The sequence below is a fragment of the Janthinobacterium breve genome (assembly GCF_051380895.1).
Lineage (GTDB): Bacteria > Pseudomonadota > Gammaproteobacteria > Burkholderiales > Burkholderiaceae_D > Janthinobacterium.
In genome coordinates, this window is the sequence record NZ_JBNYXY010000005.1 from 334,187 (window position 1) to 359,368 (window position 25,182).

Here is a 25,182-nt window from a genome sequence, read left to right on the forward strand (position 1 = left end):
GAAGACTGGCGACGCTACCGACTCAGCGCATCAATGCTCGGGGTCGGTCTGGATGATGCTGACGGGCTTGCCCTTCGCCATGCGCCAGAAAAACACGGCGTAGCCGGACAGGCCATAGGCGACGAAAATCGGGAACAGCACTTTCGGCGGGTCGATGGAAATGAGCGCAAAGAACAATGCCAGCAGGAATACCACGATGAAGGGCACGGACTTGCGGAAATTCACATCCTTGAAACTGTAGAACGGCACATTCGTGACCATGGTGAGGCCGGCGAACAGGGCGATCGTCCACGAGACCCAAGCAAGCTGGTTGCCGGCAAATTCCAGGTCATTCATGAGCAGGATGAAACCGGCCACCATGGCCGCCGCCGCCGGGCTGGGCAAGCCCTGGAAGAAGCGCTTGTCGACCACGGCGATGTTCGTGTTGAAGCGGGCCAGGCGCAAGGCGGCGCCGGCGCAATACACGAAGGCGGCCAGCCAGCCCAGCTTGCCCATGCCGCGCAGCGACCATTCATAGATCACCAGCGCCGGCGCGGCGCCGAACGACACCATGTCGGACAGGCTGTCGTACTGGGCGCCGAATTCGCTCTGCGTATTCGTCAGGCGCGCGATGCGGCCGTCGAGGCCGTCGAGGATCATGGCGATGAAGATGGCCCAGGCCGCATGTTCGAATTTCTGGTTCATGGCCATGACGATGGCGTAGAAGCCGCAAAACAGGGCTGCCGTCGTAAAGGCATTCGGCAACAGATAGATGCCGCGGCGGCGCAAGGTTTTCTTGCCAGTGCCATCGGTCACCGGTTGGCGCACGAATTTGCTGAAGCGGGACGCTTTGGAGACTGCGGGAGTGCCGTTCTTGCCTCTACGACGGGGGAAGTTTGCCATGTTGTTCCATATCTTGTGTACTGCGGGGGATTCGGTGCCAGATGGCAGGCGCATTCGTCTTGCGGCATGCGCCTGCCGGTCTTGCCATTATAGAGGAGCCACCGCCAAAGAAAAGCGCGGCGGCGTCAAGCTGACAATATTGATCCCTGTTCAAGCCTTATTTGAACTTGATCTTGGCCACCAGGCCCATGTTGAGGGTCGTTTCGCCCGCTTCGAAGCTCGGTTCGGCCACCTGATTGCCGCCATAGCCCATGGAGTCGGCGCTCATGGCGCGCGCACCAGCCATGTTGGCGCGCTGCGCGTAGTTGCCCGAACCTTCAAAATCGATGGTATCGATCACGGCGTCATTGACATTGCGGCCCATGGCGCCGGCGATGGCGGCCACGCGTTCATTCAGGTTCTTGTAGGCGGCGGCGATGCGCTGATCGTCGAGCTTGCGGATGGTGGCGGGCGCCAGGCCAAAATTCAAACGGTTCAAGGTCAGCACGCCTTGTGCCGCGGAAACTGTTTTCGGCAAGGCGGCCAGGTTGGTTGTCGTCACCTGCAAGTACTGGCCCACGCGCCAGCCGGTCGGCACACGCGGCTTGGCGACGGTTCCTGGTGGCAAGGGCGCCGTTTCCGGGTACACGGCATACGTGTAGTAGCCCTGGGTTTTCAGCACGGCTTGCGGATCGGCTTTCTTGACGATGGCCGCGCCCTGGTTCATCTTCTGGTTCACGCGCGAAGCGGCGGCGGCCTTGTCCTTGTCCTGCTCTTCGATGGCCAGGGTGACGGTCACCTGGTCGTTCGCATGCACCACTTCACCATTCGCGGGCACCACCACAAGGGTGCCGGAGGTGGGCAAGGTTTGCGCCTGAGCGGACAGGGCAACGGTAGCGACGGCCGCAGCCAGCAGTGATTTCATGACGGTCATGGTGTTCTCCTGGAAAATAATGGGGTAAAAACGATCATGGGGCCAACAGCCCCATGATCGTTTTAAAACATGCTAATGCGGAAATATTTCCACGCTGACGCGCTTACTTGAACTTGACCTTGCCGACGACACGCATGTCGAGGGTGGTTTCGCCTGGTTCGAAGCTCGGCTCGGCAACGGTGCTGTCTTCGGCCATCTTGGCGCTGCGCATCATCATCGGTGCGGCGGCAGGACGGCTTTCGTTGGCGTAGTTGCCCGAACCTTCGAAGTCCACCGTATCGAGCACGGCGTCGGAGACGTTGCGGCCCATGGCCTTGGCGATGGCGGCCACGCGTTCATTGAGGTTCTTGTACGTGGCGGCGATGCGCTGGTCGTCGAGCAAGCGGATGGTTTCCGGCTTCAGGCCGAAATTCAAGCCATTCAGGGTCAGCACGCCTTGCGCCGCCGACACGGTTTTTGGCAAGGACGCCAGATTGGCCGTCGTCACCTCCAGGTACTGGCCGACTCTCCAGGCCGTTGGCAAACGCGGCTTGGCGACCGCGCCGGCCGGCAATGGGCGCTCTTCCGGATACACGGGATAGGTGTAATAGCCATACGATTTGAGAGCCGCCGACGGGTCGGCCTGCTTGACGATGGCGATGCCCTTGTTCATCTTCTGGTTGACTCTCGACGCGGCAGCGGCCTTGTCCTTGTCCTGCTCTTCGATGGCCAGGGTGGCGACCACCTGGTCATTGACATGCTTGACTTCGCCGAATGCGGGGACGACCACCAGGGTGCCGTTGGTTGGCAGGGATTGCGCTTGTGCGCTCAGGGCAACGGTGGCTGCGGCGGCAACAAGGACGGATTTCATCACGGTCATGGGGTACTCCTAGGTAGTTAATGTGGCTGACAGCTCGCGAAAGGGAAGCTTTTGCCACCCTTTCGTCTGAGAAACTTGTCAAACTGTGTAGATTCTAACGCCTCGTTCATTCCCGTGGCGCAAATTAACAAATCGTCACAAAATGTGCTGGCCAGTCACATCTGTTCACATTTCAACACACTGTTATTCAAAATAACATCGATCAATGTCCCACCACCGCGCCGCCGCTGCGCCGGCCAGGCTTGAAACTGTGCCGGTGCGCGCGCCAGGCGATAGTCAGCGCCACCAGCAGCAAGGTCAGCATGGCCCACGGGAAGGACGCCGCGCCATAGCCGTCGAGCAGCATGCCGCCGGCCAGGCCGCCGCCCGCGATGGCCACGTTCCAGATGGTCGCCACCATCGCCTGCGCCACATCCATGCCGTCGCCGGCCGCGTCCGCCGACGCCGTCTGCAGCAAGGTGCCGGCGCCGCCGAAGGTGATGCCCCAGATAGCCATGCTGACATAGATGACGATTGGTGAGTCCATCGCCAGTCCCAGCGCGATCACCACCAGGGCAAAGGCGGCAATGCAGCCCAGCACGAGCGGGCGCAGCCAGCGGTCGATCAGCTGGCTGACCAGCCAGATGCCGGCCAGCGAACCCACGCCATACACGAGCAGCACCAGATCGACGCGGGGACGCAAGCCGGACGGCGCCAGGAACGGTGCGATATACGTATATAAAATGTTATGCGCCAGCATCCAGGCGACGATCACAAACAGAATCGGCCGCACGCCCGGCGTCACGAACACCTGGCGGATCGACAGGCGTTCGCCATTCTTTTGCCCCGGATAATCGGGCACGACCAGCAACACCCAGGCGACCAACACTACGGCCAGGCCCGACATGATGCCGAAGATGCTGCGCCAGCCCAGCACGCCGCCCATCAGGGTGCCCAGCGGCACGCCCAGCGACAGGGCCAGCGGCGTGCCGATCATGGCAATGGCCATCGCCCTGCCCTGCTGCTCGGGGCGCACCATGCGGCGCGCATAACCAGCCATCAAGCCCCAGGCCAGCCCGGCGGCCATGCCCGTCACGAAACGCGAAACCAGGGCGACGGCATAGTTGGGCGCCAGGGCCGTCGCCGTATTGAAAATCAAGAAGCCGATGATGGCCAGCAGCAATACATTGCGCCGGCGCCAGGTGCTGGTGAGCGCCGTCAGGGGAATCGCCGTCAATATGGAACCGATGGCGTACACGGTCACCAGCTGGCCCGTCATGACTTCGGAAATACCGAGGTCGCGGGCAATCTGCGGCAGCAAGCCGGCCGGCAAGGTTTCCGACAGGAGCGCGAGAAACGCCGTCATGGCCAGGGCCAGCAAGGCCAGGATGGGAATGGAAGAGTAAACAGCAGCCTGCGGGGGCGCCGTGGCGGTGATATGATCAGTCATGGGGGTCCTTCTTCTTGCGCAAGCGGCTAAGACACTAGCGCCTGGCGTGCTACGAAAGCGGTGATGCGCGTTGCGGTCGGCAGATACCGAAACAGATGCAGTCCATAGGAAACTGCAAAGGAAGGGCGAGATTATATAGGAGGCGAGCGAAAAACGTGCGCGCAAGGAAAAAGCCAGGCTCCTCGTGGAGACCTGACTTTACCCGGCAGGCTCTGCGCCTGGCTCAGGCCGGATTGGCGGACCGCGACCGGGCTTGCCGCAGCAACCAGCCACCCAGGACCGCGAAGCCCAGCAAGACGGCGACGCCGGTCAGATAACTGTCAAACATGTCCACGCTTCCTGGCGGCATGAATTTCATCACCTCATCGCTGCTGAACACGCATGCCATGCACAGCACCAGGAACGCGGTAAAGCCCGTGGCGGCCAGCAGAACAATGCCGGTATCGCGCCGCCATTGAGCAAAACCGCTCAACGCCAGCCCAGCCAGCATGGCCACGATGCCGCAAGCCGCGATGACTGCCAGCATCGCCAGCTTGCCGTCGGACTGCTGCTCGGCCAGGAAAGCAAACAAGGTGATCAGATAGACAAACATCCCCGCAAGCGACTTGCAGACGATGCTGAAGAACTTACGCATCATTCGCCGCCAGGCGCGGAGAAAAATAGGCGTTGGCTTGCGGGCGGAACAGGAAATAGGCAATCACGGCCAGCATCAGCACGCCAGGCACGAGCATGATTTTTACCGGTGACGTGAAAAGAGCCACGACCAGGCCAAACACGCTCCAGCCCAGATACAGCGTCCGCGCCCATTTATGGCCACGGCGCAGGGCAATGCCCGAGATGAGCGCAATGACCAGGCCCAGACACATGACTGCATATTGCAACGGCACCGACATGGCGCTCTTGGCCATCAACTCCTTCGTTATTGGGTTATCCATGTTGAGGTAACTGGAGACCAGCGAGATGAGTGCCGTGACGATTAAAAACCAGCCGATGATATTGACAGAGGTGGGGCGATTGCTCACTTTTTGATTCCTATGGGAAATTAATCGAGTGACAATAATACAGATGGGAAACACTTAAATATACACACATACTCACGCCCACCCCGCCGCAGCGCAACAGGCGGCATCACATGAACGAAAAAAAGCCGGCTTGCGCCGGCTTTTGCTTGCGAATGACTAATAAGTACTTAGTTCTTCGACTGGTCAACCATCTTGTTCTTGGCGATCCAAGGCATCATGGCGCGCAGTTTGGCGCCCACTTCTTCGATCTGGTGCTCGGACGTCAGGCGGCGGCGCGAGATCAGGGTCGGTGCGCCTGCCTTGTTTTCCAGGATGAAGCTCTTCGCGTATTCGCCCGTCTGGATGTCTTTCAGACATTGACGCATCGCATCCTTGGTGGCCGAGGTCACGATTTTCGGGCCAGTCACGTATTCGCCGTATTCGGCGTTGTTCGAGATCGAGTAGTTCATGTTGGCGATGCCGCCTTCATAGATCAGGTCGACGATCAGTTTCAGTTCGTGCAAGCACTCGAAATACGCCATTTCAGGCGCATAGCCCGCTTCCGTCAGGGTTTCGAAGCCGGCCTTGATCAGTTCAACGGCGCCGCCGCACAGCACGGCTTGCTCACCGAACAGATCGGTTTCGGTTTCTTCACGGAAATTCGTTTCGATGATGCCGGCACGGCCGCCGCCGTTGGCCGACGCGTACGACAAGGCGATATCGCGGGCGATACCCGATTTGTCCTGGTACACGGCGATCAGGTGGGGCACGCCGCCACCCTGGGTGTAGGTAGCGCGCACGGTGTGGCCCGGGGCTTTCGGTGCGACCATGATCACGTCCAGGTCGGCGCGTGGCACGACTTGGCCGTAATGCACGTTGAAGCCGTGGGCGAAGGCCAGTACGGCACCCTGCTTGGCGAACGGGGCGATGTTTTCGTTGTAGACCTGGGCGATGTTTTCATCCGGCAGCAAGATCATGATGACGTCGGCAGCTTTCACGGCGTCGTTGACTTCCGCTACCTTCAGGCCAGCTTGCTCGACCTTGGTCCACGAAGCGCCGCCCTTGCGCAGGCCGACGGTGACGTTGACGCCCGAATCGTTGAGGTTTTGTGCGTGCGCGTGGCCTTGCGAACCGTAGCCGATGATGGCAACGTTTTTACCTTTGATCAAGGAGAGGTCAGCGTCTTTGTCGTAAAAAACTTTCATGGTATTTCCTATAATTTGATGATGCGTTGTTGTTTTAAATGCGGCGCCAGGGCCGCGTAGTGCTACTTATATTTTTATACTTTGAGGATGCGTTCGCCGCGGCCGATGCCGGAACCACCGGTGCGGACGGTTTCCAGGATGGCGGCGCGGTCGATCGAATCGATGAACGCGTCGAGCTTGACCTTGTTGCCGGTCAGCTCGATCGTGTACGTCTTTTCGGTGACATCGATGATGCGGCCACGGAAGATATCGGCGGTGCGCTTCATTTCCTCGCGCTCCTTGCCCACGGCACGAACCTTGATCAGCATCAACTCGCGTTCGATATGCTGGCCTTCGGTCAGGTCCACCACTTTCACCACTTCGATCAGGCGGTTCAAGTGCTTGGTGATCTGCTCGATGATGTCGTCCGAACCGCTGGTGACGATGGTCATGCGCGACAGGGTCGAGTCTTCCGTCGGCGCCACCGTCAAAGTTTCGATGTTGTAGCCGCGTGCCGAGAACAGGCCTACCACGCGCGACAGGGCGCCCGCTTCGTTTTCCAGCAAGACAGAAATAATATGGCGCATGATTAGAGGTCCTCCGAACCGAGCATCATTTCGGACAGGCCCTTGCCGGCTTTCACCATTGGCCACACGTTTTCGGACTGGTCGGTAATGAAGTTCATGAATACCAGCCTGTCTTTCATGCCAAACGCCTCTTTCAGGGCGCCGTCGACGTCGCCCGGTTTTTCAATTTTCATGCCCACGTGGCCGTATGCTTCGGCCAGCTTCTCGAAGTCGGGCAGCGAATCCATGTACGACTCGGAATAGCGCGAACCGTAATCGATTTCCTGCCACTGGCGCACCATGCCGAGGAAACGGTTGTTGAGCATGATGATCTTCGGCGTCAAATGATACTGCTTGCACGTGGCGAGCTCCTGAATGCACATCTGGATCGATCCTTCGCCGGTAATACAAGCGACCGTCGCATCCGGATTGGCCATCTGCACGCCCATGGCGTACGGCAAGCCGACACCCATGGTGCCCAGGCCGCCGGAATTGATCCAGCGGCGCGGCTTGTCGAAACCATAGTATTGCGCCGCCCACATCTGGTGCTGGCCCACGTCGGAAGTGATGAAAGCATCGCCCTTGGTCAGCTGGAAGACTTTCTCGACCACCGATTGCGGCTTGATGACCAGGTCGGAGGTCGGGTATTTCAGGCATTCGCGGCCACGCCATTCGGCGATCTGCTTCCACCAGTTACTCAATGCATTGACGTTCGGCTTGGCTTCGGCCGCGTCGAGCTGCGCGAGGAACTCGATCAGCACGTCCTTGACGTTGCCTACGATGGGAATGTCGACCTTGACGCGCTTGGAAATCGACGATGGATCGATGTCCACGTGGATGATCTTGCGCGGATGCGAAGCGAAATGTTTCGGGTTGCCGATCACGCGGTCATCGAAACGGGCGCCGATGGCGATCAGGACGTCGCAATTCTGCATCGCCATGTTCGCTTCATAGGTACCGTGCATGCCGGGCATGCCGACATACTGCTCGCTCGAGGCGCGGTAGCCGCCCAGGCCCATCAAGGTGTTGGTGCAAGGGAAACCCAGGCGGTCGACCAGCTTGTTCAGCTCGGGAGCCGCATTCGCCAGGATCACGCCGCCACCCGTGTAGATCATCGGGCGTTCGGCTTGCAACAACAGCTGCACGGCCTTGCGGATCTGGCCCGAATGGCCCTTGTCGACAGGACGGTAGGAACGCATCTCGACTTCCTTCGGATAGTCGAAATGGCATTTGTGCATGCTGATATCCTTGGGGATATCGACCAGCACGGGTCCCGGACGGCCAGTACGGGCGATAAAGAAGGCTTTCTTGATCGTTGCCGCCAGGTCCTTGACATCCTTGACGAGGAAGTTGTGCTTGACCACGGGGCGGGTGATGCCGACCGTGTCGCATTCCTGGAACGCATCCTGGCCGATGGCGTGGCTCGGCACCTGGCCGGAGATCACGACCATGGGAATCGAGTCCATATAGGCGGTCGACAGGCCCGTGACGGCATTCGTGACGCCCGGACCGGACGTGACGATGGCGACACCGACTTTGTTCGAGCTGCGCGAATAGGCATCGGCGGCGTGGATCGCGGCCTGCTCGTGGCGTACCAGGATATGCTGGAATTTGTTTTGCTGGAAGATGGCGTCGTAGATGTAGAGTACGGCTCCGCCCGGGTATCCAAAGACGTGCTCGACGCCCTCTTCAGCCAGACAGCGCACGACAATTTCTGCGCCGGTAATTGGTCCTGCTGCTGCTTCGGTATTCATGAAACATTCCTTTCAAGGTCCATTGGAGATTGATCGGATGTTCTTTCCTGACGAAGTTCGCTGTGCGCGACAGTGCTCCTGCTTCCCTTTTCATGCGGTCACGCAATTTCTTTGGGCACCCATAGATACCTTACAAAACAACGCTTAACGCAACTCGTTTGGCCGGAGTTTCTGTGGCGCCTGTACGAACCGCTCGCGCTTGTGGCACGGGTTAGAACAAACTGCCTACAAATGAAAGCGCGTCTTGCCGCGGATGGCCTTGTGTGCCGGTCGCGACCTGACCATAGGGCTTTGGGGTGTTCAAAGCGTCCCATACGTTATCGCGTTGCACCATTATGGTCAAGGAAAATGTCGGCCTCGCTGCATTTTTGCTCGCACGACGTGCAAAAAGCCTGCGGAAACGCACATTTTTTGCTAGCATGCACAGGGTTGCAAAAAGCATACCCGCCCCAATTCGCCCACCGCACCCGCAGCCGCTAAGATCCCCATACCGCATGGCAACAGACAAAGAATTATCCGACTTTCTAGAAAATGTCGAGCGGCGCGCTTTCAAGCAAGCCGCCTACGCGGTCCGCAAGGAAGAATCGGCACTCGACATCGTGCAGGATGCCATGATCAAGCTGGCCGAGAAATACGGCGACAAGCCGGCCGCCGAGCTGCCGATGCTGTTCCAGCGCATCTTGCAGAACACCATCCTTGACTATTTCCGCCGAGAAAAAGTTCGCAACACCTGGGTCAGCCTGTTTTCCAGCATGAAGCCCTCGGGCGACGAGCATGAGGATTTTGAGCTACTTGACACCTATGAATCGGAACAGGGTACCAGTGCCGCCGAATCGTCGGCCGACCAGGTCGAACGCGCGCAAATGCTTGATTTGATCGATGCAGAGGTACAAAAACTGCCGTCACGTCAACGCGAAGCGTTCCTCATGCGTTATTGGCAGGACATGGATGTGGCTGAAACAGCGGAAGCGATGGGTTGCTCCGAAGGTAGCGTGAAAACACATTGCTCTAGAGCTACCCACACGCTCGCCGAATCGCTGAAAGCCAAGGGAATAAAATTATGAACACCGACGATCTCAATTTCGCTTACAAAGTGCGCCATGCACTGAACGAAAAACTCGACGACCTGCCCGCATCGGCCACCGATCGCCTGGCAGCGGCACGCAAGCTGGCCCTGTCGCGCAAGAAGACGGACGCGCCCGCCGCCGTTAGCGTGCGCCAGAACGTGTTCGCCGGCGTCGCCAGCAGCCTGTTTGTCGAGCCGCTGTCGTGGCTGGGCCGCATGAGCGTCATCATCCCGCTGTTGCTGCTGGTCGGCGGCATGGTGGGCATCTATCAGTTTGAGCAGGAACAACATATTGCCGAACTGGCAGAAATCGACGCCGCCGTGCTGTCCGACGAATTGCCGCTCTCCGCCTATATGGACCATGGCTTCAACGCCTACCTGACGAAACGCGAGCAATAAGCATGGCACGCTTGAGCGTACGCAAAGGCTGGCTGGCTGGCGGTATCGGCCTGGGTGCCTGCGCCCTGGCTGGCGCCGCATGGATGGGCCAGCACCAGACGCCTCCCGCCGCCACCGCCGTGGCGGCAACACCCGTGGCTACCGTAGCACCTGCCCCGGCCGTCAAGCCCGGCTCGCCCCGCACGGCCGGCAAAGGTGGCACGCCGCCCAAGGCCAGCGACAACCCGTCCTGGAACAAGCTGTCGCGCGCGCAGCAGGAAGCCCTGCAGCCGCTGGCGGGCGAATGGAACAAGCTGGAAGCCTTGCGCAAGCAGAAATGGCTCGATATCGCCAACCGCTTTGCCTCCATGACACCCGACGAGCAAACGCGTGTGCATGAACGCATGCGTGTATGGATCAAGCTGACGCCGGAACAGCGGCGCCTGGTGCGCGAAAACTATACGCGCACGAAGAAGATTGATCCAGGTCAAAAGTCCGTCCAATGGGAGCAGTACCAGCAATTGCCGGAAGAGCAAAAGAAGAAGCTGGCAACGGAACTGGTGCCCAAAAAGCCGCTGGAGAAAGTGCCGGCGATTAATTCCAACACCAGCAAGCCGCCCGTGATCGTACCACCGGCCGCGCCTGTCGCCGCCGTGCCCGTCCTGCCGCCCGCTCCCGCGGCGGTGGCCGTGCCGCCAGCCGATCCTGCCGCAGCCCCCGCCACCGTGCCCATCACGCCATCTGCCACGCCTGCCCCACTGCCGAACTATGCCAAATAGCACGCCTGCCGCCAGCATCACCCATCCCACGATCAAGCGCCGCCTGATTTCCATGGTGTACGAGTCACTGCTGGCCCTGGCCGTGCTGTTTTTGCCCTTCCTGCTGTTTGAACTGGCCGTGCAGGGCGCGCATACGCCGTTGACGGAACACATGCGCCAATGCCTGGCCTTTCTCATCATGGGGGCGTATTTCATCCATCAATGGAGCCGCGAAGGGCAAACCCTGGCCATGAAGACGTGGCGCTTGCAACTGGTACTGCCGGGCCACGCCCACGTGCCGCTGCGCGTGGCCGCCTGCCGCTACATCCTGTCATGGATGTGGCTGCTACCGGCACTGCTGGTGTCGTATGTATTCGATTTGCAACACTGGACAGCCCTGGGCGCCATCGGCATCGGCATGCTGGCCTGGTCCACCACGGCCCTGTTCACGGGCAATGGACAATTCCTGCACGACAAGCTGGCAGGCACGCAGATCGTGCAATTGCCCGCACCGGCCAAGAAGTCGAAGAAAGTCGCCGCCTGAGTTTTTATACGGCTTGACCTGGGTCATTGAAGCGCCACGGGGGCTCTGCGATCATGGCAGGCCATGAATAATACCGCCCCCCTCCCCCACACACGTTTCGCTCCCTACCGCGAGGAAGTCTGCAGCGAAGACGACGTCAAGCATCTCGTCCACACCTTTTATGCGGCCGCGCGCGATGACGCCATGCTGGGCCCCATCTTTGCCGCCGAGGTCAAGGATTGGGATGCCCATCTGGCAACATTGGTCGATTTCTGGTCAGGTTTGCTGCGCGGCACCATGCGTTATCACGGCAAGCCGCTGGCCCAGCACGCGCAAATGGAAAATCTCACGCCCTGCATGTTCCGCCGCTGGCTGACCCTGTTCTTCGCCACGACCGAGAGCATGGGCAACCTGGCCCTGCAGGAGAAGGCCGATGCCATCGCCTTGAATATTGCCGAACGGCTATGGAAAAGCTTTGCGGAAAGCCACGCCATCGTGGCGCCGCAGCTTTAGAAGCGCTCGTAACCTTGAAGGTAGCGCCACTGGCCTGACGGCATGGCGCCCATCGGGATGCGGCCGATGCGCAAGCGCTTCATGGCGACCACGTCCAGCCCCACCATCTTGCACATGTGGGCGATCTGGCCCGGCTGCACGTTTTTCAGGGCGAAGCGCAAGCGCGTCTCGTTCTGCCAGCTGACCTTGATCGGCGGCAAAGGCTTGCCATTGAAGGGCAAGCCGTGATTCAGCAGCGCCAGACCGTTTTCGGCGATGGCGCCCGACACTTCCACGATGAATTCCTGCTCCACCGTTTTCGCTTCGTCGACCAGTTTGCGGGCGACGCGGAAATCTTGCGTAAACACCAGCAAGCCGGAAGCCATGGTGTCGAGCGGATTGGTGATGGTCAGGCCGATCAGGTGGCGCTTGAGGAAACGCGTGACGGCGCTGGGCAGCACGTTTTCCGGGGTGAACAGCTCTTCGGGACGCAAACAGGCCAGGGCCGGCTTGCCTTCGCTGCCCACGCCGCCGTTGATCCCGGCCGGCTTGTGCAGCAGAATCGTCACGGGCGGCATTTCTTCCAGGGTGGCGTTCGGCAACAGCACCACCGCTTGATTGTCGGCCACGCGCGCGCCCGACTCTTCCACCAGCACGCCGTCGACCGTGACCCAGCCGCCCTCAATATACAGCTCGGCCTCGCGGCGCGAACAGGGCACGTCTTCAGACAGGCGCTTGGCCAGGCGGACGGTGGGCATTTCAATAGGTGTGGTCATGGGGAGGCGCAAAAAGCAAGGGAGGAGAAAGCCGGTATTGTAACCGACCCGCTCCTCCCCTCGTGTGCGGCAGCGTATGCTTACGCGCCGGCCTTGGCCAATTCCTCGGCAAAGAAACGGTGACCCATCTCTTCCAGACCCAGCGTCTGCAGCACTTCCTGCAGGCGTTCCGTCGGACGCTGGCGCGGCAGGTTTTTATAACTGGCGATGATCAGTTCATTCTTCATCGAATGCTCCCAACCCACCAGCTCCGTCACGCTGACCTGGTAGCCATGCGCTTCCAGCTGCAGACAGCGCAGTACGTTGGTGATCTGGCTGCCGAACTCGCGCGTGTGCAGCGGGTGGCGCCACAATTCCGTCAAGGCATTCTTGCCCAGGCTCTGGCCCTTGTTCTTCTTCAATACGGAAGCGACTTCGGCCTGGCAACATGGCACCAGCACCATGAACTTCGCTTTTTTCTTCAGGGCAAAGTGGATCGCGTCATCGGTGGCCGTGTTGCATGCATGCAAGGCGGTGACGATGTCGATCTGCTGGGGCAGCAAGTTTGACTCCGTCGATTCGGCCACGGACAGGGGCAAAAACGACATGCCGGGGAACTTGAATTTTTTTGCCAGCTCTTGCGAGCGCTGCACCAGCTCTTCGCGCGTCTCGATGCCGTAGATGTGCGAACCGTCGTTGCCGTTCTTGAAGAACAGGTCGTACAGGATGAAGCCCAGATAGGACTTGCCGGCGCCGTGGTCAACCAAGGACACGCCGGGATGGTCGAGCTGCACTTCGCGCAGCAGCGGCTCGATGAACTGCGTCAGGTGGTACACCTGCTTGAGCTTGCGGCGGCTATCCTGGTTCATCTTGCCGTCGCGCGTCAGGATGTGCAATTCCTGCAGCAAGGCGACCGACTGGCCATCCTTGATCTCGGGCATGTTGCTGGCGGCCGTGATGATGTCTTTCGGCGCAGCGACTGCGGTGGCGGCGGCTGCCGCGCCCTTAGCGCGCTTCATCGATCCACGCCATCTGTATCGCTTCGAGCACTTTTTCGCCGCCGCGCGTGTGGTCATCGTCGAAGCCGTTCAGTTCCACCACCCAGTTATGCAGGTCGGTGAAACGCACGGTCAGGGGATCGATGTCCGGATGCGCGTCGTACAGCGCCTCGGCGATCACGTGGATATCGGACCATTTCATCTTAATGACTGCCTTCGCTGACCTGGTTGATCGTGTATTTCGGGATTTCGACGACGAGGTCGACCTCGGCCACGATGGACTGGCACGACAGGCGCGACACGGCTTCCAGGCCCCAGGCCTTGTCCAGCATGTCTTCTTCCAGTTCCGTCGCTTCGTTCAAGGATTCGATGCCTTCGCGCACCAGCACGTGGCAGGTGGTGCAGGCGCACGATTTTTCGCAGGCGTGCTCGATGTCGATGTCGTTTTCCAGCAGGATGTCGCAGATGGACTTGCCGGCCGGGGCTTCGATGACGGCGCCGTCCGGGCAAAGCTTGGCGTGCGGCAGAATGACGATTTGGGGCATATTACCTCTACAATTTCAATGATTCGGAGCGCTGCCGCGGCAAGTGCACGCGGGGCGCATTTCAATTATTTTTAAACGACCTGGTCGAGCGATTTGCCCTTTAACGCCGTGCGCACGCTGCGGTCCATGCGGCGCGAGGCGAAATCCTCGGTGCCGTCGGCCAGCGCTTCGATCGCCAGTTTCAAGGCCTGGTGGTCGATGGCGCCGCTTTGCGATTGCGCAATGGCGTCGCGCACCTTGTTCATCAAGCCATCCACGGTGGCGCGCTCAAGCGAGTCCAGCAAGCCGCCGTCTTCATCGAGCGCCGACTGCGTGGCCAGCAGGATGCGTTCCGCTTCCACCTGCTCTTCGCGCAGCGCGCGCGCCACCATGTCGACGTCGGCCGAGGTGTACGACTCCTGCAGCATGCGCGCGATGTCGTCGTCGCCCAGGCCGTAGGCCGGCTTGACGCTGATCGACGCTTCCACGCCCGAGCGCAATTCGCGCGCCGAGACGGACAGCAAGCCATCCGCATCGACCTGATAGGTGATGCGGATGCGCGCGACGCCCGCCACCATCGGCGGAATGCCGCGCAATTCAAAACGCGCCAGCGAACGGCAGTCGCTCACCAGTTCGCGCTCGCCCTGCAGCACGTGCACGGCCAGCGCCGTCTGGCCATCTTTAAATGTCGTGAATTCCTGCGCGCGCGCGCACGGGATCGTCGAATTGCGCGGGATGATCTTTTCCACCAGGCCGCCCATGGTCTCGATACCCAAGGAGAGCGGGATCACGTCCAGCAGCAGCCAGTCGTCGCCGGCGGCGCGGTTGCCGGCCAGCAAGTTCGCCTGGATGGCTGCGCCCAGCGCCACCACCTTGTCCGGGTCGATATTCGCGTGCGGCGTCGTGTGGAAAAATTCGCTGACGGCGCGCTGCACGTGCGGCATGCGCGTGGCGCCGCCCACCATCACCACGCCGTCGACGTCGTCCGCATCCACGTTCGCATCGCGCAAGGCTTTCTTGATGGCGTTCATGGTCTTGGCCACCAGGTGCTGCGTCATGGCGGCAAATTCCGTCGCCGTGATGCGCAGATGGATTTCTTCACCCGAATTCAGGGCCGCATCGATCATTGTTTCCGACTTGGTCGACAGCGTTTCCTTGATTTCGCGCGCTTTCACCATCAGGATGGCCGTGTCTTCGTCCGACAGGGGCGCCAGCTTGGCGTGCTCGCCGATCCAGCAAAACAGGCGGCGGTCGAAGTCGTCGCCGCCCAGGGCCGAGTCGCCGCCCGTGGACAGCACTTCGAAGACGCCCTTGCTCAGTTTCAGGATCGAGATGTCGAAGGTGCCGCCACCGAGGTCATACACGGCGTACACGCCTTCTGAAGCGTTGTCGAGGCCGTAGGCGATGGCGGCGGCCGTCGGCTCGCTCAACAGGCGCAAGACATTGATGCCGGCCAACTGGGCCGCATCTTTGGTCGCCTGGCGCTGGGCATCGTCAAAATAGGCTGGTACGGTAATCACGGCGCCCACCAGGTCGTCGCCCAAGGAATCCTCCGCGCGCTGGCGCAGCGTGGCGAGGATTTGCGCCGACACTTCGACAGGGCTTTTCACGCCGGCCACGGTTTTCAGCTGCACCATGCCAGGCGTATCCTGAAAGTCGTAGGGCAGGTTTTCCGCGTAGGCGATGTCGGCCAGGCCGCGGCCCATGAAGCGCTTCACGGACACGATGGTGTTCTTCGGGTCGGTGGTTTGCGCGGACAGGGCCTTGTAGCCGATGTTCGCGTGGCCGTTCGGCAGGTAGCGCACGACGGAGGGCAGCAAGGAGCGCCCGTCTTCGTCGTTGAGCACCTCGGGAATGCTGTTGCGGACAGTGGCGACCAGGGAATTGGTGGTGCCCAGATCGATGCCGACGGCCAGGCGGTGCTGGTGCGGCGCGGTCGACATGCCAGGTTCGGAAATTTGCAGAAGTGCCATTGTATTCGTGCCTCGATTAATTTTTTGCGTGATGCAGCTGATGCCTGTCGCGCATTATAAGACGCGCGCCAGACTGGCGCTTGGTCAGTCAGGCTTCCATGGCCTCGTATGCAAAACGGACTTCTTCGCCGAATTTGTCGAGGAACATCAGGGCGCGCACGCTTTGCGCGGCATTCACATAGTCGGCGGCGTCGAGCTGGGCCGCCACCTGGGCCAGCAGTGCCTTGCGTTCGCCGCGCAGCTGGCGGTCCAGGGCGTCGAGCGCGTCGGCATCCTTGCTTGCCCGCGCATCGCCCAGTTCCTCGCGCCACTCCATCTGCTGCATCAGGAAGCTGAGGGGCATGGCCGTGTTCGATTCCGTCTGCAAATCGACGCCATTGAGCTCGCACAGGTATTGCGCGCGCTTTTGCGGGCTTTTCAGGGTTTGATAGGCTTCATTGGCGCGCGTGGCCCATTGCATCGCCACGCGCTTTTCAGCGCTGCTGGCGTTGATGAATCGGTCCGGATGGACCTTGCCCTGCACGTCGCGATAGGCCGCGTCGAGCGCGCTCATGTCGAGCCCGAACTGCGCCGGCAACTGGAATAATTCGAAGTGGTTTTGCATAATGGTCGGTGGTCGCTGTACCGCAATCGATGGGTACAGCGCACCGACCGGGGTCTTGCCAGCTGGTTAAATCCTGAAGGACTCGCCGCAGCCGCAGGCGTCTTTTTCGTTCGGATTGTGGAACTTGAAGCCTTCGTTCAAGCCTTCGCGCGCGAAATCGAGTTCCGTGCCGTCGATGTAAGGCAAGCTTTTCGGGTCGACGAAGACTTTCACGCCGTGCGATTCGAAGACGCTGTCTTCGGCCGCCACTTCATCGACATATTCGAGCTTGTAAGCCAGGCCCGAGCAGCCCGTGGTGCGCACGCCAAAGCGCAGGCCCATGCCCTTGCCGCGCCGTTCGATATAACGGTTGATGTGTTTCGCCGCTTTTTCGGTCAGTGTGATCATGTATTTCTCCGCGCCTGCCCCAGGCCTTGCGGCACGGGGCAGAATGCAAACTTAGGCCGCAGCCGGATGACGGGTTTTATAATCAAGGACGGCAGCCTTGATCGCGTCTTCCGCCAAAATGGAGCAGTGAATTTTCACTGGCGGCAGGGCCAGTTCTTCGGCGATCTGCGTGTTCTTGATGGCCAGCGCCTGGTCCAGGGTCTTGCCCTTGACCCATTCGGTCACCAGCGAGCTCGAAGCGATGGCCGAACCGCAGCCGTAGGTCTTGAATTTCGCGTCTTCGATCAGGCCGTCGGCGCCGACCTTGATCTGCAGTTTCATCACGTCGCCGCAGGCGGGCGCGCCCACCATGCCGGTGCCGATGGTTTCATCACCCTTGTCGAAAGCGCCCACGTTGCGCGGGTTTTCGTAGTGATCGAGTACTTTGTCCGAGTAAGCCATTTTGATGCTCCTTTAATATTCTTGCCGGCCCCGTGAGCGGAGCCTTCGTGATGGTTAGTGTGCCGCCCATTGGATCGAATTGATGTCGATCCCTTCCTTGAACATGTCCCACAGGGGCGACAGCTCACGCAATTTGTGTACTTTCGATTTCAGCAGGTTCACGGCGAAGTCGATGTCTGCCTCGGTCGAGAAGCGGCCGATGGTGAAGCGGATCGAGCTGTGCGCCAGTTCGTCGCTGCGGCCCAGGGCGCGCAGCACGTACGATGGCTCCAGGCTGGCCGAGGTGCAGGCCGAACCGGACGACACGGCGATATCCTTGATCGCCATGATCAGCGACTCGCCTTCGACGTAGTTGAAGCTGACGTTCAGGTTGTGCGGCACGCGGTGGTCCATGTCGCCGTTGATGTAAACTTCTTCGATCTCTTGCAAGCCCTTGGCCAGGCGGTCGCGCAAGGCCTTGATGCGGCCGATTTCGCTGTCCATTTCTTCCTTGGCGATGCGGAAGCTCTCGCCCATGCCGACGATCTGGTGCGTCGGCAGGGTGCCCGAGCGCAGGCCGCGCTCATGGCCGCCACCGTGCATCTGCGCTTCCAGGCGCACGCGCGGCTTGCGGCAGACGTACAGGGCGCCCACGCCTTTCGGGCCGTAAGTCTTGTGCGCCGTGAAGGTCATCAGGTCAACCTTGGTCTTTTGCAGGTCGATGACGACCTTGCCCGTCGCTTGCGCGGCGTCGCAATGGAAGATGATGCCTTTCGAGCGGCAGAACACGCCGATTTCGTCGATCGGCTGGATCACGCCGATTTCGTTGTTCACCAGCATCACCGACACGAGGATGGTGTCCGGGCGCACGGCCGCAGCCAGCTGCTCGACGGTGATCAGGCCGTTGTCCTGCGGTTCCAGATACGTTGCTTCAAAGCCGATGCGTTCCAGTTCGCGCACCGTGTCGAGCACCGATTTATGCTCGGTCTTGACGGTGATGATGTGCTTGCCCTTGGTCTTGTAGAACTGCGCCGCGCCCTTGATGGCCAGGTTGTTGCTTTCCGTCGCGCCGGAAGTCCAGATGATTTCGCGCGGATCGGCGTTCACCAGCGCCGCCACGTAGCCGCGTGCTTCTTCCACGGCTTTTTCCGCCGTCCAGCCATACATGTGGCTGCGCGACGCCGGATTGCCGAACTGCTCGCGCAGGTAGGGAATCATCTTGTCGGCGACGCGTGGATCGATCGGCGTGGTGGCCGAGTAATCCATGTAGATCGGAAAATGCGGTGCGGTTTCAAAGTGCACTTGGCCTACGTTTTTTTCAGGGGCGTTCATCAATAACTCCAATGCAATCAGCAACTTAGTATTTTGTATTTATCAACCGAGGGCGGCGTGGTTACGGTGCATCACCATCACGCTTTGCTCGGCAATCTTTTGTCTCTGCTGGTCGACCAGGTCCTGCAGCGACACAGAATCCAGATAATCGACCATTTTTTCGTTGAGTGTGGACCACAATTCATGCGTCATGCAGCGCGCACCTGTGGCCGCGTCGGCGCCGTGGCAATGCTCCTTGCCGCCGCACTGCGTGGCGTCCAGCGGTTCGTCGACGGCGATGATGATGTCGGCCACCGTCACCTTGTCGGCACGGCGCGCCAGGCTGTAGCCGCCGCCCGGACCACGGATCGATTCGACGATCTCATGCCGGCGCAGCTTGCCGAACAGCTGTTCCAGGTAGGACAGGGAAATCGACTGGCGCTGGCTGATGCCGGACAAGGTGACCGGTCCCTTGCCCTGGCGCAGGGCAAGATCGATCATTGCAGTCACGGCAAAACGGCCTTTTGTAGTCAGACGCATACATCCTCGGTTCAACTAGTTTAAAATATTGCGGCTTTTCAACTTCTCAAACCCTGAGTAGTTGAATGATTTAGTCAAGTATAACAAATTCGGCAGGGTTTGTCAGAGCCCCCCTCGATGACCACAGGGCTGGCAGGGGCATGGCCGGCCGCGCCAGGCGCGGCGGCTTCAGGAAAACAACAATCGGAAAATCGCGGGCGTTCTCAGCCGCGTAAAGCTGTGCGTACTTTCATCAGTTCAAACCCCAGCAGGTTCAAGCCGTCCCAGCTGGCGGGGTCCAGGATGCGCGGATTGTCCGACGCCAGGCCCACGCCCCAGATGCGGTCGACGGGACTGGCTTCGACGATGACGCGTTCGCCCGTGCCCAGCAGAAACTTGCGCAGCGCGGCCTTTTGCGAGAACTTGGCAAAGTTGCCATCGAAGACGATGCCGGCGCGCGCCGCTTCCCAGATCCTGGCGTCAAAGTTCGCCACTTCACGCCCCAGCTTTTTAACTTCCGACGGCCGCCCGGCCGCCACGATGCGCGCCTGGACAGAGCTATCACCAAACAGGGCCGCCTTTTGCGCCATCATGTAGTGCTCGGCCGTGGCATACGTCACGCCAGCGAGACTGAACGGCGACGGAAACCACTGGCTGAAGCAGCTTTTGTCGGGCACTTGCGGCTGCGCCGGCGTGTGCCCCCAGAAATACAGATAATCGGGCACGCCGCCCGCCGCTATCCACGCCTTCAATTCTTCCACATTACTGATTTGCATATTCCCCGCACTTCCGCCAGACAGGCGCCAATTCAAGCACGCAATAGTTGCATCGGGCCAAACAAGGCCTGCATGTCACGATTGCCGATAAAGGACAGATTATACGGATGTTCCGCCGTCACCTGCGGCAGCATTACAGCCACCGGCAAGCGTTTGATGAGCTCGGCAATCTTGCCCCACAACACCAATTGCGGCAAGACCGCACCGCCCTGCTGCGTCAGCGCTTCCAGCACCACTTGCAGGAAGGGCAGCCAGCCGCGCGCATCTTGAACGGGCGGCACGTGGGCACGGAACACCAGCGCCGCGTTGAGCAGCAAAAAGCCCTGCTCCGTCATCTTGCGCTGCAAGTCGGGCAGGGTCTGGATCACGCCGCTACCGGCTTGCTGCGCGGCGACGGCCACGGGCGCCATGGCTGCGCCTGACGTGTCGCCGCCCTGCAACTGGCCATCGGCCACCAGCAGCATCTTCATGAAGTTGCGCAAGGACGTGGCGCGGTTGACGGGTTTCGACAGCCCCGTCGCCGACCACAGAGTGCCGACGGCGCCATCCATGAAACACACGCCCGTGGCGCTGTCGGCGCGCGGATACGGCCCCTCGCCCACCAGCACGTAACGCACCTGCGCCAGCGGCAGGGCAAAGGCGGCAAACAGCCGGCCCTGCGTGGGCAGGTAATCATCGGCGGCCAGCGCCGGCAGGTAGGCGGGATCGGCCGCCATCACGGCCTGCAAACCGCGCAGCAGGATGGGACGCCAGGAAGCATGCGCCAGGGACAGGGCATCGGTGATGCTGGCAGGAACGGTGGTAACAGTCATGGCGCGTGAAGTATTTGGGCAAACGCAAATTGTAGCCTACCGGCAAGCTGGCATTAGCTGCCCAAAATCAAGCACGCATAAAAAAGCCCCGGCCTGCATGCTGGCCGGAGCTGTTCAGCGCTTGACGCGGATCCAAGCTATTCGGCGTCGGGCTGCTGCGACGGATGGGCGGCGGCAAACGCGGGCAAGCCGGCGCAATGCGCATGGATGCGCGCCACACGCGGATACGGCGCCAGGTCGATGGCGAAGCGCTGCGCATTGAACACCTGCGGCACCAGGCAGCAATCGGCCATCGTCGGGCTGTCGCCATGGCAGAACAGGCCCGTGCCGGACGGGTCGCCCTGCGCCAGCAGCGCTTCCACGGCGGCCAGTCCCTCGGCCATCCAGTGGCGGTACCACTCCTGCTTGGCCTCGTCCGACAGCCCCAGGGTGTTTTTCAGATATTTCAGGACACGCAGATTCGTCAGCGGATGCGCATCGCAGGCGATCGCCAGCGCCAGCGCGCGCACGCGAGCGCGTCCCAGCGCATCCGGCGGCAGCAGGGGCACGCCAGGGCGCGTCTCGTCGAGGTATTCGAGCATCGCCAGCGACTGCGTCAGGATGGCGCCATCGTCATCGAGCGCCGGCACCAGCGCCGACGGGTTGACGGCGCGGTAGGCGGGCAGCAGTTGCTGGCCGCCATCCTGCAGCAAGTGCACGGGGATGCTGTCGTAATCGATGCCCTTTACATTGAGGGCAATGCGCACGCGGTAGGCGGCCGAACTGCGGAAATAAGTGTACAGCTTCATGCTCATGGCGGGGCGTCCTTTCAGGCGCGGCCGGCGTACGGCGCAACCGTCTGCTCGATGCTGCCGAAGATGCTGGCGCCCGCCGCGTCGCGCATCTCGATGCGCACCGTGTCGCCGAACTTCAGGTATGCCGTTTTCGGCGCGCCGTGTTCGATGGTTTCATACATGCGCACCTCGGCCAGGCAGCAGTAGCCCACGCCGCCATTCTCGATGCTGGAGCCGAACAGGTTACCCTGCTTGTTCGATACGGTGCCGGAACCGACAATGCTGCCGGTACCCAGTTCGCGCGTCTTCGCCGCATGCGCCACCAGCTGGGCAAAGTTGAAGGTCATGTCTTCGCCCGCATTCGGCTTGCCGAAGGGCTTGTCGTTCAGCTCCACCAGCAGCGGCAAATGCAGCTTGCTGTCCGCCCAGTCGGCACCCAGTTCATCGGGCGTGACGGCGACGGGCGAAAACGCGCTGGCCGCCTTCGACTGGAAGAAACCGAAACCCTTGGCCAGTTCGCCCGGAATCAGGTTGCGCAGCGAGACATCGTTGACCAGCATCACCAGGCGGATGGCTTTCGCCGCATCCGCCACGCTGGCGCCCATGGCCACGTCGCCCGTGACGACAGCCACTTCTGCTTCCAGGTCGATGCCCCACTCTTCCGACAGGGCGAAGATGGGATCGCGCGGGCCGATAAAACTGTCCGAGCCGCCCTGGTACATCAGCGGGTCCGTGTAGAACGAGGCCGGCACTTCCGCGTTGCGCGCCTTGCGCACCAGCTCCACGTGGTTGATATAGGCGGAACCGTCGGCCCACTGGTAGGCGCGCGGCAGCGGCGAGTGGCACTGATTGGCATCAAACGGCTGCGCGTCCGGCGCCCGGCCCCCGTTCAGGTCAGCGTACGCCTGTTCCAGTTTCGGCGCGACGGCGTCCCAGTTGTCGAGCGCCGCCTGCAGGGTGGGCGCGATGGCGGCCACGCGCTGATACTGGCGCAGGTCGCGGCTGACGAGGATGAGGGCGCCGTCGCGGCTGCCGTTTTTCAGGGTTGCGAGTTTCATGGTGTTCCTTGTTCGATGTATGTTTCAGATAGCGTCGGTCTGCGGCGCTCAGGCGTCGGCCGGCGCGTGCATCCAGGCGGCGTGCTTCGGCGCGCGGCGCGTCTGCGACCATTCTTCCAGCATTTCCCATTTGACGGCGTCCAGTTTGGCCATCATCTCGGGCGTGCCCACGTTGGCCGCCAGTTCCAGGCGGTGGCCGTTCGGGTCGAAGAAATAAATCGACTGGAAGATGGCGTGGTTGACGGGACCCAGCACCTCGATGCCAGCTGCCACCAGGCGCTCCTTGGCGGCCAGCAGTTCCTCCATGCTGCCCACTTCCAGCGCCAGGTGCTGCACCCAGGCGGGGGTATTGCGGTCGCGGTCCATGGGCGGCTGTGTCGGCAGCTCAAAGAAGGCCAGCACATTGCCCTGGCCCGCGTCGAGGAAGACATGCATATACGGGTCCGGCGCCTTGGTCGACGGCACCAGGTCTTCGGCGATGGCGAGGACGAAATTCATGTTCAAATGCTTGACGTACCACTCGACGGTTTTCTTCGCGTCGATGCAGCGGTAAGCGACGTGGTGGATTTGCTTGATCTTCATGGTCTGTCTCCAATGGATGGCGCCTTGGGCGCGATGGCTGGCGTGTTTTTCAGCTTTTCACCATTAGAATCGAGTTCCAGCTATCATACAAACAATTTTTAACCATTGATTTATCGGATTATCTTATGAGTCCCAGCCTGCGGCAAATGCGCGCCTTCGTGGCGCTGGCCAAGACCGGCAGTTTTACCCTGGCCGCCGAATACCTGCACGTGACGCAATCCGCCTTGAGCGGCTTGATCAAGGAACTGGAAAGCGTGCTGGGCGTGCGCGTGGTCGAACGCAGCACGCGCAAGACGCAGTTGTCGGAAATCGGCCGCGAACTGTATCCGCTGTTTGAAAAGATGATCGAGGACCTCGATGGCGCCATGGCCGGCATCGCCCAGCGCAAGGCCCTGAAAACAGGCATGGTGCGCATCGCCGCGCCGCAGATGATGGCGTGCACCCTGCTGCCGGAAGTGATCGCCGCCTACCGCCAGGCCCATCCGGACGTGCAGCTGCGCCTGGTCGACTGTCCCGTGGAAAACGTGTCGGCGCGCGTCTTCAGCGGCGAAGTCGATTTCGGCATCGGCCCCGAGCGCGACCCGACGGTGGAAATCGCCGCGCAAGTGCTGTTCGAAATGCCCTTCGTGCTGGTCTTTCCCGAGCAGCACCCGCTGCAGCAGAAAGAGCGCGTCACCTGGGCCGACGTGGGCGATTACCCGTTCATCTCGCTGCAGGGCCAGTTCACGGAACGCCTGCTGCGCGACATGCACGGCGCGTTTCGCGAGCTGTCGCTCAATCCCTACAATGAAGTGACCTTTATGACGACGGCGCTGGCCATGGTCAGCGCCAACCTGGGCATCACGGTCTGCCTGCCGTACGCGGAACCGATGGTCAAGCTGTACCAGCTGCAGATGCGCGCCCTGCACGAGCCGGAACTGACGCGGCGTTTCTTCGTCTACACGAAGACGGGCCGTTCGCTGTCGCCGGCGGCCGAAAGCTTCATGGCCTTCCTGTTCCAGTTCGTCGAAACGCACGAGTGGAACGTCGGCGGAAACAACGGCGCTCGCGACGCCCTGCCGGCCAGCGGCCCGGTTGCCAGCCCTTTATAATGGCGCATCGCCCCTCTGCAAACACGCCATGACCCAGCCTGACCAGCACGACCTGTCCGCTACCGACGCCGCCACCATTGCCATCAACCAGCGCATGAACAAATTCGACGGCCACGACCAGGTCTGGCTGTTCGGCTATGGCTCGCTGATCTACAAGGCGGACTTTCCCTATCTTGAACGCCGTCCCGCCAGCATCGCCGGCTGGACGCGGCGCTTCTGGCAGGGCTCGCATGACCACCGCGGCACGCCCATGGCGCCGGGCAGGGTCGCCACCATCGTGCCGCAGGCAGGCGCCGTGTGCGACGGCATGGCCTATCTGATCACGCCCGAAGTCTTCGCCCACCTCGACCACCGCGAAAAGAACGGCTATTTGCGCCTGGCCACCGAGATCACCTTCGACGATGGCAGCAAGGTCGAAGGCCTGGTGTACATCGCCAACGAGGAAAACGCCGCCTTCCTCGGCGCCGCCCCGGAGCTGGACATCGCGCGCCAGATCGCCCGCTCAAACGGCCCCAGCGGCCCGAACAGCGAATACCTGCTGCACCTCGCCATCGCCCTGCGTGAGCTGGGCAAGAACGATCCGCATGTCTTTGCCATCGAGCAACATCTGGCGCAATTGAAGGACACGCCGCCTGCAGCGCAGTGAGTTGCGGCAGGCGAACGCCTGCCACAAACATGCGCGTGGCTGCGGGCCGCCAGCTTGCATGATGCAAGTGATGAATATCTTTTTATTGTGACAATTGGCGACTATCGCCGGTTCATTAGCGACCATAATCGGAACGCGCGATTCCTTT

At 61.0% G+C, this 25,182-nt stretch carries 31 protein-coding genes; 7 read left to right on the plus strand and 24 right to left on the minus strand.

What is annotated here, in order from left to right; all coding sequences use genetic code 11:
- Positions 1-30 precede the first annotated feature (30 nt).
- The 9 genes from pssA to ACQ4W0_RS11895 form a co-directional block, all read right to left on the minus strand.
- Positions 31-882: a CDP-diacylglycerol--serine O-phosphatidyltransferase gene (pssA, locus tag ACQ4W0_RS11855; protein WP_289944607.1), complete on the minus strand. Its 852-nt coding sequence runs from the start codon at positions 880-882 to the stop codon at positions 31-33.
- Positions 883-1,039: 157 nt separating this feature from the next.
- Positions 1,040-1,795 (minus strand): SIMPL domain-containing protein, encoded by a 756-nt coding sequence (locus ACQ4W0_RS11860; RefSeq protein ID WP_436576893.1) that lies wholly within the window; start codon positions 1,793-1,795, stop codon positions 1,040-1,042.
- Positions 1,796-1,898: 103 nt separating this feature from the next.
- The gene (locus tag ACQ4W0_RS11865; protein WP_436576894.1) at positions 1,899-2,654 is read right to left on the minus strand and encodes an SIMPL domain-containing protein; all 756 of its coding nucleotides are present in this window, start codon (positions 2,652-2,654) and stop codon (positions 1,899-1,901) included.
- Between the two features lie 202 nt (positions 2,655-2,856).
- Entirely contained in the window at positions 2,857-4,083 is a 1,227-nt protein-coding gene (locus ACQ4W0_RS11870) for an MFS transporter (protein ID WP_436576895.1), read from the minus strand.
- 223 nt (positions 4,084-4,306) lie between these two features.
- The gene (locus tag ACQ4W0_RS11875) at positions 4,307-4,720 is read right to left on the minus strand and encodes a hypothetical protein (protein WP_436576896.1); all 414 of its coding nucleotides are present in this window, start codon (positions 4,718-4,720) and stop codon (positions 4,307-4,309) included.
- On the minus strand, positions 4,710-5,105 hold the full coding sequence (locus ACQ4W0_RS11880) for a hypothetical protein (protein ID WP_436576897.1): 396 nt from the start codon (positions 5,103-5,105) through the stop codon (positions 4,710-4,712). The genes ACQ4W0_RS11875 and ACQ4W0_RS11880 overlap by 11 nt, the downstream gene beginning before the upstream one ends.
- A 167-nt stretch (positions 5,106-5,272) precedes the next feature.
- Positions 5,273-6,289, minus strand: a complete 1,017-nt coding sequence (ilvC, locus tag ACQ4W0_RS11885; RefSeq protein WP_426070627.1) for a ketol-acid reductoisomerase — start codon at positions 6,287-6,289, stop codon at positions 5,273-5,275.
- Positions 6,290-6,363: 74 nt separating this feature from the next.
- Positions 6,364-6,855, minus strand: coding sequence for an acetolactate synthase small subunit (gene ilvN / locus ACQ4W0_RS11890; RefSeq protein ID WP_010399754.1), 492 nt, complete (start codon positions 6,853-6,855; stop codon positions 6,364-6,366).
- 2 nt (positions 6,856-6,857) lie between these two features.
- Positions 6,858-8,588, minus strand: a complete 1,731-nt coding sequence (locus ACQ4W0_RS11895) for an acetolactate synthase 3 catalytic subunit (RefSeq protein WP_071076340.1) — start codon at positions 8,586-8,588, stop codon at positions 6,858-6,860.
- Between the two features lie 494 nt (positions 8,589-9,082).
- Here ACQ4W0_RS11895 and ACQ4W0_RS11900 point away from each other — a divergent pair, with 494 nt between their 5' ends.
- The 5 genes from ACQ4W0_RS11900 to ACQ4W0_RS11920 all read left to right on the plus strand — a co-directional run bounded on the left by ACQ4W0_RS11900 (position 9,083) and on the right by ACQ4W0_RS11920 (position 11,826).
- Positions 9,083-9,652 (plus strand): RNA polymerase sigma factor, encoded by a 570-nt coding sequence (locus ACQ4W0_RS11900; protein ID WP_436576996.1) that lies wholly within the window; start codon positions 9,083-9,085, stop codon positions 9,650-9,652.
- Positions 9,649-10,053 (plus strand): DUF3619 family protein, encoded by a 405-nt coding sequence (locus tag ACQ4W0_RS11905; protein ID WP_436576898.1) that lies wholly within the window; start codon positions 9,649-9,651, stop codon positions 10,051-10,053. Before ACQ4W0_RS11900 ends, ACQ4W0_RS11905 begins: the two co-directional genes overlap by 4 nt.
- Before the next feature lie 2 nt (positions 10,054-10,055).
- Positions 10,056-10,811, plus strand: coding sequence for a DUF3106 domain-containing protein (locus tag ACQ4W0_RS11910; protein ID WP_436576899.1), 756 nt, complete (start codon positions 10,056-10,058; stop codon positions 10,809-10,811).
- On the plus strand, positions 10,801-11,334 hold the full coding sequence (locus tag ACQ4W0_RS11915; RefSeq protein ID WP_436576900.1) for an RDD family protein: 534 nt from the start codon (positions 10,801-10,803) through the stop codon (positions 11,332-11,334). Before ACQ4W0_RS11910 ends, ACQ4W0_RS11915 begins: the two co-directional genes overlap by 11 nt.
- 63 nt (positions 11,335-11,397) lie before the next feature.
- Positions 11,398-11,826, plus strand: a complete 429-nt coding sequence (locus ACQ4W0_RS11920) for a group III truncated hemoglobin (RefSeq protein WP_436519006.1) — start codon at positions 11,398-11,400, stop codon at positions 11,824-11,826.
- On the opposite strand, the gene ACQ4W0_RS11925 is transcribed toward ACQ4W0_RS11920, so the two are convergent.
- The 15 genes from ACQ4W0_RS11925 to ACQ4W0_RS11995 form a co-directional block, all read right to left on the minus strand.
- Positions 11,823-12,581: an rRNA pseudouridine synthase gene (locus ACQ4W0_RS11925; protein ID WP_426086330.1), complete on the minus strand. Its 759-nt coding sequence runs from the start codon at positions 12,579-12,581 to the stop codon at positions 11,823-11,825. The genes ACQ4W0_RS11920 and ACQ4W0_RS11925 overlap by 4 nt on opposite strands.
- An 80-nt stretch (positions 12,582-12,661) precedes the next feature.
- On the minus strand, positions 12,662-13,579 hold the full coding sequence (locus ACQ4W0_RS11930) for a class I SAM-dependent methyltransferase (protein ID WP_436576901.1): 918 nt from the start codon (positions 13,577-13,579) through the stop codon (positions 12,662-12,664).
- Positions 13,566-13,760, minus strand: coding sequence for a Fe-S cluster assembly protein IscX (gene iscX / locus ACQ4W0_RS11935; protein ID WP_436576902.1), 195 nt, complete (start codon positions 13,758-13,760; stop codon positions 13,566-13,568). The genes ACQ4W0_RS11930 and iscX overlap by 14 nt, the downstream gene beginning before the upstream one ends.
- A 1-nt stretch (position 13,761) precedes the next feature.
- Positions 13,762-14,103, minus strand: a complete 342-nt coding sequence (fdx, locus tag ACQ4W0_RS11940) for an ISC system 2Fe-2S type ferredoxin (protein ID WP_436576903.1) — start codon at positions 14,101-14,103, stop codon at positions 13,762-13,764.
- Positions 14,104-14,174: 71 nt separating this feature from the next.
- Positions 14,175-16,055 carry a Fe-S protein assembly chaperone HscA gene (gene hscA, locus ACQ4W0_RS11945; RefSeq protein ID WP_436576904.1) on the minus strand — a complete coding sequence of 627 codons (1,881 nt, stop codon included), beginning with the start codon at positions 16,053-16,055 and terminating at the stop codon, positions 14,175-14,177.
- A gap of 88 nt (positions 16,056-16,143) precedes the next feature.
- Positions 16,144-16,659, minus strand: coding sequence for a Fe-S protein assembly co-chaperone HscB (hscB, locus tag ACQ4W0_RS11950; RefSeq protein ID WP_436576905.1), 516 nt, complete (start codon positions 16,657-16,659; stop codon positions 16,144-16,146).
- 66 nt (positions 16,660-16,725) lie between these two features.
- Positions 16,726-17,046, minus strand: a complete 321-nt coding sequence (gene iscA, locus ACQ4W0_RS11955; protein ID WP_010399774.1) for an iron-sulfur cluster assembly protein IscA — start codon at positions 17,044-17,046, stop codon at positions 16,726-16,728.
- A 51-nt stretch (positions 17,047-17,097) separates the two neighbouring features.
- Entirely contained in the window at positions 17,098-17,487 is a 390-nt protein-coding gene (gene iscU, locus ACQ4W0_RS11960; protein WP_102122353.1) for a Fe-S cluster assembly scaffold IscU, read from the minus strand.
- A gap of 54 nt (positions 17,488-17,541) precedes the next feature.
- Positions 17,542-18,798 (minus strand): IscS subfamily cysteine desulfurase, encoded by a 1,257-nt coding sequence (locus ACQ4W0_RS11965; RefSeq protein WP_436576906.1) that lies wholly within the window; start codon positions 18,796-18,798, stop codon positions 17,542-17,544.
- 42 nt (positions 18,799-18,840) lie between these two features.
- On the minus strand, positions 18,841-19,317 hold the full coding sequence (gene iscR, locus ACQ4W0_RS11970; RefSeq protein WP_034779566.1) for a Fe-S cluster assembly transcriptional regulator IscR: 477 nt from the start codon (positions 19,315-19,317) through the stop codon (positions 18,841-18,843).
- A 203-nt stretch (positions 19,318-19,520) separates the two neighbouring features.
- Positions 19,521-20,072: a riboflavin biosynthesis intermediates N-glycosidase gene (ybiA, locus tag ACQ4W0_RS11975; RefSeq protein ID WP_436576907.1), complete on the minus strand. Its 552-nt coding sequence runs from the start codon at positions 20,070-20,072 to the stop codon at positions 19,521-19,523.
- A gap of 32 nt (positions 20,073-20,104) precedes the next feature.
- On the minus strand, positions 20,105-20,884 hold the full coding sequence (locus tag ACQ4W0_RS11980) for a uracil-DNA glycosylase family protein (RefSeq protein WP_436576908.1): 780 nt from the start codon (positions 20,882-20,884) through the stop codon (positions 20,105-20,107).
- 137 nt (positions 20,885-21,021) lie between these two features.
- Complete coding sequence (gene maiA, locus ACQ4W0_RS11985; protein ID WP_436576997.1) at positions 21,022-21,672, minus strand: maleylacetoacetate isomerase; 651 nt, start codon at positions 21,670-21,672, stop codon at positions 21,022-21,024.
- Positions 21,673-21,692: 20 nt separating this feature from the next.
- On the minus strand, positions 21,693-22,715 hold the full coding sequence (locus ACQ4W0_RS11990) for a fumarylacetoacetate hydrolase family protein (protein ID WP_436576909.1): 1,023 nt from the start codon (positions 22,713-22,715) through the stop codon (positions 21,693-21,695).
- Between the two features lie 48 nt (positions 22,716-22,763).
- Positions 22,764-23,297: a VOC family protein gene (locus tag ACQ4W0_RS11995; protein ID WP_070311278.1), complete on the minus strand. Its 534-nt coding sequence runs from the start codon at positions 23,295-23,297 to the stop codon at positions 22,764-22,766.
- Positions 23,298-23,422: 125 nt separating this feature from the next.
- On the opposite strand from ACQ4W0_RS11995, the gene ACQ4W0_RS12000 reads away from it, so the two are divergent.
- Entirely contained in the window at positions 23,423-24,388 is a 966-nt protein-coding gene (locus ACQ4W0_RS12000) for a LysR family transcriptional regulator (RefSeq protein ID WP_436576910.1), read from the plus strand.
- A gap of 28 nt (positions 24,389-24,416) precedes the next feature.
- Entirely contained in the window at positions 24,417-25,034 is a 618-nt protein-coding gene (locus ACQ4W0_RS12005) for a gamma-glutamylcyclotransferase (RefSeq protein ID WP_436576911.1), read from the plus strand.
- The last annotated feature ends 148 nt before the right edge of the window (positions 25,035-25,182 follow it).

Bases quoted from the DNA above. Each gene is read 5' to 3' on its own strand.
- pssA (WP_289944607.1), bottom strand. From the start codon at position 882: ATGGCAAACTTCCCCCGTCGTAGAGGCAAGAACGGCACTCCCGCAGTC.
- ACQ4W0_RS11860 (WP_436576893.1), bottom strand. From the start codon at position 1,795: ATGACCGTCATGAAATCACTGCTGGCTGCGGCCGTCGCTACCGTTGCC.
- ACQ4W0_RS11865 (WP_436576894.1), bottom strand. From the start codon at position 2,654: ATGACCGTGATGAAATCCGTCCTTGTTGCCGCCGCAGCCACCGTTGCC.
- ACQ4W0_RS11870 (WP_436576895.1), bottom strand. From the start codon at position 4,083: ATGACTGATCATATCACCGCCACGGCGCCCCCGCAGGCTGCTGTTTAC.
- ACQ4W0_RS11875 (WP_436576896.1), bottom strand. From the start codon at position 4,720: ATGATGCGTAAGTTCTTCAGCATCGTCTGCAAGTCGCTTGCGGGGATG.
- ilvC (WP_426070627.1), bottom strand. From the start codon at position 6,289: ATGAAAGTTTTTTACGACAAAGACGCTGACCTCTCCTTGATCAAAGGT.
- ilvN (WP_010399754.1), bottom strand. From the start codon at position 6,855: ATGCGCCATATTATTTCTGTCTTGCTGGAAAACGAAGCGGGCGCCCTG.
- ACQ4W0_RS11895 (WP_071076340.1), bottom strand. From the start codon at position 8,588: ATGAATACCGAAGCAGCAGCAGGACCAATTACCGGCGCAGAAATTGTC.
- ACQ4W0_RS11900 (WP_436576996.1), top strand. From the start codon at position 9,083: ATGGCAACAGACAAAGAATTATCCGACTTTCTAGAAAATGTCGAGCGG.
- ACQ4W0_RS11905 (WP_436576898.1), top strand. From the start codon at position 9,649: ATGAACACCGACGATCTCAATTTCGCTTACAAAGTGCGCCATGCACTG.
- ACQ4W0_RS11910 (WP_436576899.1), top strand. From the start codon at position 10,056: ATGGCACGCTTGAGCGTACGCAAAGGCTGGCTGGCTGGCGGTATCGGC.
- ACQ4W0_RS11915 (WP_436576900.1), top strand. From the start codon at position 10,801: ATGCCAAATAGCACGCCTGCCGCCAGCATCACCCATCCCACGATCAAG.
- ACQ4W0_RS11920 (WP_436519006.1), top strand. From the start codon at position 11,398: ATGAATAATACCGCCCCCCTCCCCCACACACGTTTCGCTCCCTACCGC.
- ACQ4W0_RS11925 (WP_426086330.1), bottom strand. From the start codon at position 12,581: ATGACCACACCTATTGAAATGCCCACCGTCCGCCTGGCCAAGCGCCTG.
- ACQ4W0_RS11930 (WP_436576901.1), bottom strand. From the start codon at position 13,579: ATGAAGCGCGCTAAGGGCGCGGCAGCCGCCGCCACCGCAGTCGCTGCG.
- iscX (WP_436576902.1), bottom strand. From the start codon at position 13,760: ATGAAATGGTCCGATATCCACGTGATCGCCGAGGCGCTGTACGACGCG.
- fdx (WP_436576903.1), bottom strand. From the start codon at position 14,103: ATGCCCCAAATCGTCATTCTGCCGCACGCCAAGCTTTGCCCGGACGGC.
- hscA (WP_436576904.1), bottom strand. From the start codon at position 16,055: ATGGCACTTCTGCAAATTTCCGAACCTGGCATGTCGACCGCGCCGCAC.
- hscB (WP_436576905.1), bottom strand. From the start codon at position 16,659: ATGCAAAACCACTTCGAATTATTCCAGTTGCCGGCGCAGTTCGGGCTC.
- iscA (WP_010399774.1), bottom strand. From the start codon at position 17,046: ATGATCACACTGACCGAAAAAGCGGCGAAACACATCAACCGTTATATC.
- iscU (WP_102122353.1), bottom strand. From the start codon at position 17,487: ATGGCTTACTCGGACAAAGTACTCGATCACTACGAAAACCCGCGCAAC.
- ACQ4W0_RS11965 (WP_436576906.1), bottom strand. From the start codon at position 18,798: ATGAACGCCCCTGAAAAAAACGTAGGCCAAGTGCACTTTGAAACCGCA.
- iscR (WP_034779566.1), bottom strand. From the start codon at position 19,317: ATGCGTCTGACTACAAAAGGCCGTTTTGCCGTGACTGCAATGATCGAT.
- ybiA (WP_436576907.1), bottom strand. From the start codon at position 20,072: ATGCAAATCAGTAATGTGGAAGAATTGAAGGCGTGGATAGCGGCGGGC.
- ACQ4W0_RS11980 (WP_436576908.1), bottom strand. From the start codon at position 20,884: ATGACTGTTACCACCGTTCCTGCCAGCATCACCGATGCCCTGTCCCTG.
- maiA (WP_436576997.1), bottom strand. From the start codon at position 21,672: ATGAAGCTGTACACTTATTTCCGCAGTTCGGCCGCCTACCGCGTGCGC.
- ACQ4W0_RS11990 (WP_436576909.1), bottom strand. From the start codon at position 22,715: ATGAAACTCGCAACCCTGAAAAACGGCAGCCGCGACGGCGCCCTCATC.
- ACQ4W0_RS11995 (WP_070311278.1), bottom strand. From the start codon at position 23,297: ATGAAGATCAAGCAAATCCACCACGTCGCTTACCGCTGCATCGACGCG.
- ACQ4W0_RS12000 (WP_436576910.1), top strand. From the start codon at position 23,423: ATGAGTCCCAGCCTGCGGCAAATGCGCGCCTTCGTGGCGCTGGCCAAG.
- ACQ4W0_RS12005 (WP_436576911.1), top strand. From the start codon at position 24,417: ATGACCCAGCCTGACCAGCACGACCTGTCCGCTACCGACGCCGCCACC.